Below are 7,100 nucleotides of genomic sequence, written 5' to 3' on the forward strand. Positions count from 1 at the left end.
GGTGCGGGCGCCATCGGGGCGGACGTCACCGAGGCGGACGGCCCGGCGGACGGTGGCGCAGGCCGGGTCGGGGTCGGCGTCGGGTCCGGGGAGGAGCTCGGGGTGCTGTCGCCGCCGAGCAGGTCGCCGACGAGTTGCCCGACGCCACCGATGAGGTCGCGGACGGGGCCCGAGGGGGCGGACGGCGACGGTGTGGGCGACAGTGCGAGCGTCAGCACGAGTGCGACGACGGCGGGCATGAGACCACCTCGGATCGGTCGTTGTCCCCGGCACGCTACCGCAGGGCGGTGACGCGTGGGTGACCCGCCGACGCGAGGCGGGCACGCGTGTCGCGCGTACCCGCCTCGGGCGTCCGAAGTGATCAGACGGGCAGGCCACCGACCTGGGTGGAGATCCAGGACCGGATGGACGGCAGATCGACGTAGATGGACGGGCCGGTGGCGCACGTGGAGTTGTTGTTGCCGGCGCGGCTGGTCGCGCCGATCAGGTTCCACACCCCGTTGACGCGGCGCACCTGCGGGCCACCCGAGTCGCCGTAGCAGGCCCCGGAGGTGCCGTTGGTGTTGTTGGTGCAGATCTCGTACGGGCCGTTGATGCCGGAGCACCGGCTGTCGGCCACGATGGACGTGTCCAGCTCGTTGGCCACCGCGGGGGCCGATCCGCAGCCCGGGCGGGGGCAGGTCTGACCCCAGCCGATGATCCGGGTGGCGGTGCCGACCGCGCCGGAGGTCGACGGGATCGGCGCCGGGGCGTACGTGACCGAACTGGCCAGTTGCAGCAGCTTGACGTCGACGCTCGGGTGGTTGACCGCGCGGGTCACCCGGACCACCGTCCCGCCGCTGCTGCGGTTGACGCTGCCCACCCGGACCGAGGACGGCGTCGAGCAGTGCTTGGCGGTGACCGCCCAGTTGGCCTTGATCAGCGTTCCGGTGCAGCCGGAGACGTACACCATGAAGGGGTAGTTCTCGGAGGCCGGCCGGCCGCCGACCACCGTCGGTCCGATGTCCCCGGTGCCGTCCCAGGTGTACGTCGCGCCGCTGGCCGGCGCGGCGAGTGTGCCGGCGAACAGCGAGTTCACCCGGGACGCCTCGGCCGCGCTCGGGTTCGCGTTGCGGCAGGAGACGGGTGCGCTGCTGCCGGACATCAGGTCGGAGCAGAGGCCGGTGCGCCGGTCCGGCAGGCCCAGGATGTGGCCGACCTCGTGGGTCGCGATCCGGGTGCGGTCGTAGCCCTGGTTCACGGCCGTGCGGCCCATCCAGATGCGTCCCGAGCCGAGGCCGGTCGGTTGCGCCCGGGGCCAGCCGTTGTCGACGTAGATGGTGATGCTGGCCGGGGTGCCGGCCAGGAGCCGGACGTTGCTGACCCGGCTGTTCCAGATCTGCGCGGCCTGGTCGAAGTTGGTGCGGAACTCGCCGGTCCGGCTCGCGTCGTAGTAGACGGTGCGGACGGCGGCGGCCGGGGCGCCGGTGGCGAGCTGCACCCCGGCCGCCGCCAGCACGGCCACCAGCATGGCCTGCGCCGCGCGCAGCACTTGTCGTCGGAACATCACGCACTCCCCTGCGGTAGTCCGGCGGCCACCGGCCGCCGGTCATCGATGTACGTGAATGCTAATGTGACGGCGGTCGATGCTCGGCATAACGGAACCGTCATACCGGCGAGGTCGACGGCTGTCTACCGTCGGTTACGCCACCACGCGGGCAGCAGCCTGGCCAGCCCCTGACCCCGGGAAGCGCTTGGACAGCGGTGCGGCCTCCGCAGGGTCACGCGGAGGCCGCACCGTGGGCACGCCCGGGTCAGTCGCTACCAGTTGCCCAACACGAGACGGCCGGAGACGTTGCCGAGGTTGAACGGCCCGCTGTTGTACCAGACCCGGGCAGCGAAGTTGCCGTTGCGCCAGACGTAATAGGAGAACGTGCCGCCCGGCTGCTGGTACGCCATGACGATGTCGTCCTTGCCATCACCGTCCACGTCATTAGAGGCCATCCGGTCACCGACGACGCTCAGCCGGAAGGCTCCCGAGTCGTAGTCGCTGGTGCGGTTGAACGAATCACCGTCGGACAGCCAGCGGTAGATCCGCATCGTGCCGTCACCCTGGTCGTACGCCATCGCCGGCTCGGCCTTGCGATCACCGTTGAAATCACCGAGCACGAGACGGCCGCCGACCCTGCTGAGGCTGAACGGCCCGCTGTCATACCAGACCCGGGCAGCGGCATTGCCGTTGCGCCAGACGTAGTAGGAGAACGTACCGTCCGGCTGCTGGTACGCCATGACGATGTCGTCCTTGCCATCACCGTCCACGTCACCGGAGGCCATCCGGTCACCGACGACGCTCAGCCGGAAAGGCCCGGAATCATAGTCGCTGGTGCGGTTGAACGAATCACCGTCGGACAGCCAGCGATAGATCCGCATCGTGCCGTCACCCTGGTCGTACGCCATCGCCGGCTCGGCCTTGCGATCACCGTTGAAGTCACCGAGGACGAGGCGGCCGGCGACGTTGCCGAGGTTGAACGGTCCGCTGTTGTACCAGACGCGGGCAGCGGAGTTGCCGTTGCGCCAGACGTAGTAGGAGAACGAGCCGTCTGGCTGCTGGTACGCCATGACGATGTCGTCCTTACCGTCACCGTCCACGTCACCGGAGGCCATCCGGCCACCGACGGCACTGAGCCGGAAGGCTCCCGAGTCGTAGTCGCTGGTGCGGTTGAACGAATCACCGTCGGACAGCCAGCGGTACATCCGCATCGTGCCGTCACCCTGGTCGTACGCGACGGTAGGGGCGGCACGTCCGGTCGGCTTCGGCGGTGCTGGCGGCGTGGAGGATTTCGCGATCTTCGTGTAGCGGCGCGCGACATAGCTGGTAGCGCGGTGGCTGTCGATGGTCCCGGCATCGATCGCCGCCGTCCGGATCTTCACCGGCGTCGACCCGAAGGTGTAGTAGGTGAAGTGCCGGCGGTCGGTCTTCCAGCTCTTGAAGAGGACGACGTGCTTCGCGGCGAGGTTGAGGATGTCGCCGGGCTGCAGGTCCCCCTTGTTGATCTGGTTGGAGAACTGGTGCAGCGTCCGCGTACTGGGGTCGGCGTTCAGATGCCAGGCCATGCCCACCAGGCCTGAGCAGTCACGCCGGTATTTGCGGGTGTGCGTGGGGTCCCAGGAGAACGCCCGTTGGCTGTACGGGCCGGGCTGACGGTCGACCCAACCCTGGGCACGCTGCAGAACCTCGGCCCGCGTGATCGACCCACCGATTGCGGAGGCCGACGTGGACATCTGGCCACCGTCGGAGCCCTGGGGCGCCGAGGAATCCTCGGTCTCGTCGACCGGATCGTCGTCGGGCAGCTCGTCGCCGGGGTCGTTCAGCTGGCATCCGTCGAGCTGGGCCGCGATCTCGGCCGGCACCGACTCGTCGCAGACCCCGCCCGAACCGACGTTGAGCGGCTTCCACTGCTGTGCCACATCCTCGTAGCGGAACAGCACGAACGACGCGTCGTACTCACCTTCCGCCGGCACGACCGCGGTGGCGAAGGGCAGGGCACAGCTCACGCTCTCCAGCAGAGCGGGATTCCCGGCCGCCTCGTCAGTGAGCGGATCGGCCCGCAGACCGGCCAGCAGGGTGTCCGGCGCCGGACAGGCCGGAGCCGCCGCGGCGGCCTGCGCCGGGACTCCTCCCGGAATAGCAAGAACACCAGTCATCAGCAGTACTGTCGCGAGCCTTCGCCCGCCCGATTCACGCACAGTCTTCCTCCCCGTTCGTCGTTGATGAATGTCCGCACCTTGGGTGAGCGAGGGCGACTCAGGTCGTCCAGCACGCTCAATCCATGTGTCACCCCGGACGCATCCGGAGCGCAACTTCCGACGTTGGCCAAGCGCCGGGCCGGACGAGTCCGAAATGGAGATTACGGCGGGAGGAGGATTCCGTCTGTCCCGCGATCAGGCGGTCAGACCCAGGGCATTGCGGGCATGAATTAGGGTGGACGGCCGCCCCGCGCCGCCACCGAAGACGTCGATTTCGTCGTCAGGAGTGGGTGGGAGCACCGGCTACGCCACACCGGATCGTGGGTCTGCACGCACACGCCCGGACGCTCGACGCCGCCGAGACGGCACAGGGTCCCGCGCTGGGCCTCGTACCCGCGGTCGGAAGCCCGACTTCGCGCTCGAATCCGACGACAACAGGCCGAGCTGGTGGGTGGCCCGCGGCTGAACCCGGGTCGGCGGCTGTTACCCAGCGGTTACGCCGCAGCGAGGTGCCTGTGCCGGGGCGGGTCGACGGTGGCGGCAGAGGGTCACCGGCAACGCCGCCGCGACGTGGCCCCCCGAACATCGGACGGAGGCACCACGATGAGGATCAGGAGCGCACTGACGGCGCTGGCGGTCGTGCTCGCCGGGCTGGTCGCCGGCGCGGGCAACGGCGCCGCGGCGAGCACCACCACGGCGGCGGCGACCACGTCGCCGTACTGCGGCATCACCTGGGGCAGCGCGGAGAAGTCGGCGGGCGCGCTGAGCAGCGCCCCGCTGGTCGACGTGCGGACCGGCCGGCACGACTGCTACGACCGGGTGGTGTTCGAGTTCGCCGGCCCGGTGGACGGCTACGCGGTCGGCTACGGCGAGACGTGGACCGAGGGCGAGGGTTTGGCGCTGTCGCCGTACACCGCCGGAGGCGCGCTGCTGCGGGTCTCGCTTCGGGCCCCCGCGTACGACGACTCCCACGTGGGCACCGTGCCGTACCGGGTCGGTGAGCACGCCGCGAACCTGCTGCGCTACCCGACGCTGCGCGACGTCGTCTTCGGCGGCAGCTTCGAGGGCTACACCACCTTCGCGGTCGGCGTGCGGGCACGGCTGCCGTTCCGCACGTTCGTGCTGGCCGGCCCCGGCGGGCACAGCCGGATCGTCCTCGACGTGGCCCACCAGTGGCAGCAGTGACACCCACGGTGTCGGGGGCCGCCCGGTCCCCGACACCGACCGTTTCGCCAGGCTGCGTGCCGTCGCGGCGGGTCTACCCTCAGGTCATGGAGGGCCGCGTGCTGGTGGTCGAGGACGATGCCTCCATCCGGGAGGTCACCGCCCTCGGTCTGCGCCGCGCCGGCTTCCGGGTCGACACCGCCGTCGACGGGCGGCAGGCCCTGGCGACGTGGCGGGCCCGCCCGGTCGATCTGATCGTGCTCGACGTCATGCTGCCCGGTCTGGACGGCCTGGAGGTCTGTCGGGAGGTCCGGCGCACCAGCCAGGTGCCGATCCTCATGCTGACCGCGCGCACCGACACGATCGACGTGGTGGTCGGGCTGGAGTGCGGCGCCGACGACTACCTGCGCAAGCCGTTCGACCTGCCCGAGCTGGTGGCCCGGGTCCGCTCGGTGCTGCGCCGGGCGAGCGCGCCGGTCGCGTCGAGCACCATCGAGGTCGGCAGCCTGGAGATCGACCCGGGCAGCTTCGTGGTCCGTCGGGGCGGCCGGGAGGTGTCGCTGACCGCCACCGAGTTCCGCCTGCTGCTGGAGCTGGCCCGCCGGCCCGGGCAGGTGTTCACCCGGGAGGTGCTGCTGGACCTGGTCTGGAACCACAGCTTCCTGGGCGATTCACGGCTGGTCGACGTGGCGGTGCAGCGGCTGCGCGCCAAGGTCGAGGACGACCCCGCGCACCCTCGGCTGGTACGCACCGTTCGCGGCGCCGGCTACAAGCTGTCCACGGGCTGATGGGAGATCGGCGATGGCCGGACGCGCGGTGCCCCCGGGCCGCCTGCGGCGCCGGCTGACGATCGCCTTCGTGCTGGTCGCCGGTGTCTCCGCCGGCCTGCTCGCCGGGGGCACCGGGCTGCTGCTGCGGCAGTCCTGGTTGGACGCCTCGCTGCACCAGGCCGCCGCCGACGCCCGCTACCAACTCGTCCTCGCCGGACAGTTCCTGCCGTTGACCGACCAGCGCAGCACCGAGCTGCTCACCAGCTTCGAGGGCAGCGGCCGGCACGTGGTGCTCGTCGACGGCCCGGCCCGCCCCTCGCACCCGTCGTACGCCCCGACCCTCGGCACGCAACTGCGGGCCACGGTGGCGGACGGGCAGCTCGGTTACCAGCGATCCGCACCGGCGGAGCGCCCCCGGCTGTTGGTGGTCGGCGGCCGCATCCCCGGCTCCACCGCCGAGCTGTACGTGATCACCGTCGAGGACGACATCGCCGCCGACCTGGGTCAGCTGCGGACCGCGCTGCTCGCCGGCTGGGTGCTGGTGGTGCTGCTCGCCGCCGGGGTGGGGCACCTGCTGGCCCGCCGCACGTTGGAGCCGGTGGGCCGGGCCAGCCGGGCCGCCCGGGCGCTCACCGAGGGCCTGCTCGCCACCCGCCTGCCGGTACGCGGGCGCGACGAGTTCAGCGTCTGGGCGGCGTCGTTCAACGAGATGGCCGAGGCGCTGGAGTCGAAGATCGCCGCGCTCTCGGCGGCGCAGGCGCGGGAGCGGCGGTTCACCGCCGACGTCGCCCACGAGCTGCGTACCCCGGTGACGGCCCTGGTGGCCGCGGCCTCGCTGCTGCGCGAGCACCTCGACCAGCTGCCCGACGATGCCCGACCGGCCGCGCGCCTGCTGGTCGGTGACGTGGTCCGGCTGCGCCGGCTGGTCGAGGACCTGATGGAGATCTCCCGGCTGGACGCCGGCCGGGAACGGCCGACGGTCGAGCCGGTCGACGCGCCGGCGCTGCTGCGCGGGATCGTGGCGGCGCGCGGCTGGTCGGAGCGCGTGCTGGTCTGCGGTGATCCGGTGGCGCTGCGCACCGACCCGCGCCGGCTGGAACGGGTGCTGGCCAACCTGGTCGCGAACGCGGTCGAACACGGCGGCGGGGAGATCCGGGCCACGGTGTCCGGTGTGGGCCCGCTGGTCGTCTTCGAGGTCACCGACCAGGGGCCGGGCATTGCGGCCGAGCATCTGCCGCGCCTGTTCGACCGGTTCCACAAGGTCGATCCGTCGCGCTCGGCGCCGGGCAGTGGGCTCGGGCTGGCCATCGCCCGGGAACACGCGGCCCTGCTCGGCGGCGTGCTGAGCGCGTACAGCGAGCCGGGCGTGGGTAGCCGGTTCCGGCTGGAGTTGCCCGCCCTCGGCCCCACCCGGCCGCACGAGGGCGTGCCGCGTCCGGT

Annotated in this window: 5 protein-coding genes and 2 pseudogenes; 3 read left to right on the plus strand and 4 right to left on the minus strand. The window is 71.6% G+C overall.

What is annotated here, in order from left to right; translation table 11 throughout:
* The 4 genes and pseudogenes from EAD98_RS11425 to EAD98_RS11435 all read right to left on the minus strand — a co-directional run.
* A pseudogene (locus EAD98_RS11425) lies at positions 1-239 on the minus strand (hypothetical protein); the annotation flags it as partial.
* 122 nt (positions 240-361) lie between these two features.
* Positions 362-1,078 carry a trypsin-like serine protease gene (locus tag EAD98_RS31530; RefSeq protein ID WP_233583798.1) on the minus strand — a complete coding sequence of 239 codons (717 nt, stop codon included), beginning with the start codon at positions 1,076-1,078 and terminating at the stop codon, positions 362-364.
* Positions 1,073-1,480: pseudogene (locus EAD98_RS31535) on the minus strand (snapalysin family zinc-dependent metalloprotease); the annotation flags it as partial. The pseudogene EAD98_RS31535 and the gene EAD98_RS31530, both read right to left, overlap by 6 nt.
* 320 nt (positions 1,481-1,800) lie before the next feature.
* Complete coding sequence (locus EAD98_RS11435; protein WP_147457367.1) at positions 1,801-3,684, minus strand: VCBS repeat-containing protein; 1,884 nt, start codon at positions 3,682-3,684, stop codon at positions 1,801-1,803.
* A gap of 645 nt (positions 3,685-4,329) precedes the next feature.
* Between EAD98_RS11435 and EAD98_RS11440 the strand changes: the two genes are divergently transcribed.
* The 3 genes from EAD98_RS11440 to EAD98_RS11450 form a co-directional block, all read left to right on the plus strand.
* Complete coding sequence (locus EAD98_RS11440) at positions 4,330-4,911, plus strand: hypothetical protein (RefSeq protein WP_121654032.1); 582 nt, start codon at positions 4,330-4,332, stop codon at positions 4,909-4,911.
* An 86-nt stretch (positions 4,912-4,997) separates the two neighbouring features.
* Entirely contained in the window at positions 4,998-5,678 is a 681-nt protein-coding gene (locus EAD98_RS11445) for a response regulator transcription factor (protein ID WP_121654033.1), read from the plus strand.
* A 13-nt stretch (positions 5,679-5,691) separates the two neighbouring features.
* A partial coding sequence (locus EAD98_RS11450) for a HAMP domain-containing sensor histidine kinase (protein ID WP_147457368.1) occupies positions 5,692-7,100 on the plus strand: 1,409 nt, incomplete at its 3' end.

Origin of the sequence: Micromonospora sp. CV4, from assembly GCF_003667455.1 — a bacterium.
Classification (GTDB): domain Bacteria; phylum Actinomycetota; class Actinomycetes; order Mycobacteriales; family Micromonosporaceae; genus Micromonospora.

What these genes read in the sequence shown, in the direction of transcription:
- EAD98_RS11440 (WP_121654032.1), top strand. Translation starts at nt 4,330, where the DNA reads ATGAGGATCAGGAGCGCACTGACGGCGCTGGCGGTCGTGCTCGCCGGG.
- EAD98_RS11435 (WP_147457367.1), bottom strand. Translation starts at nt 3,684, where the DNA reads ATGACTGGTGTTCTTGCTATTCCGGGAGGAGTCCCGGCGCAGGCCGCC.
- EAD98_RS11445 (WP_121654033.1), top strand. Translation starts at nt 4,998, where the DNA reads ATGGAGGGCCGCGTGCTGGTGGTCGAGGACGATGCCTCCATCCGGGAG.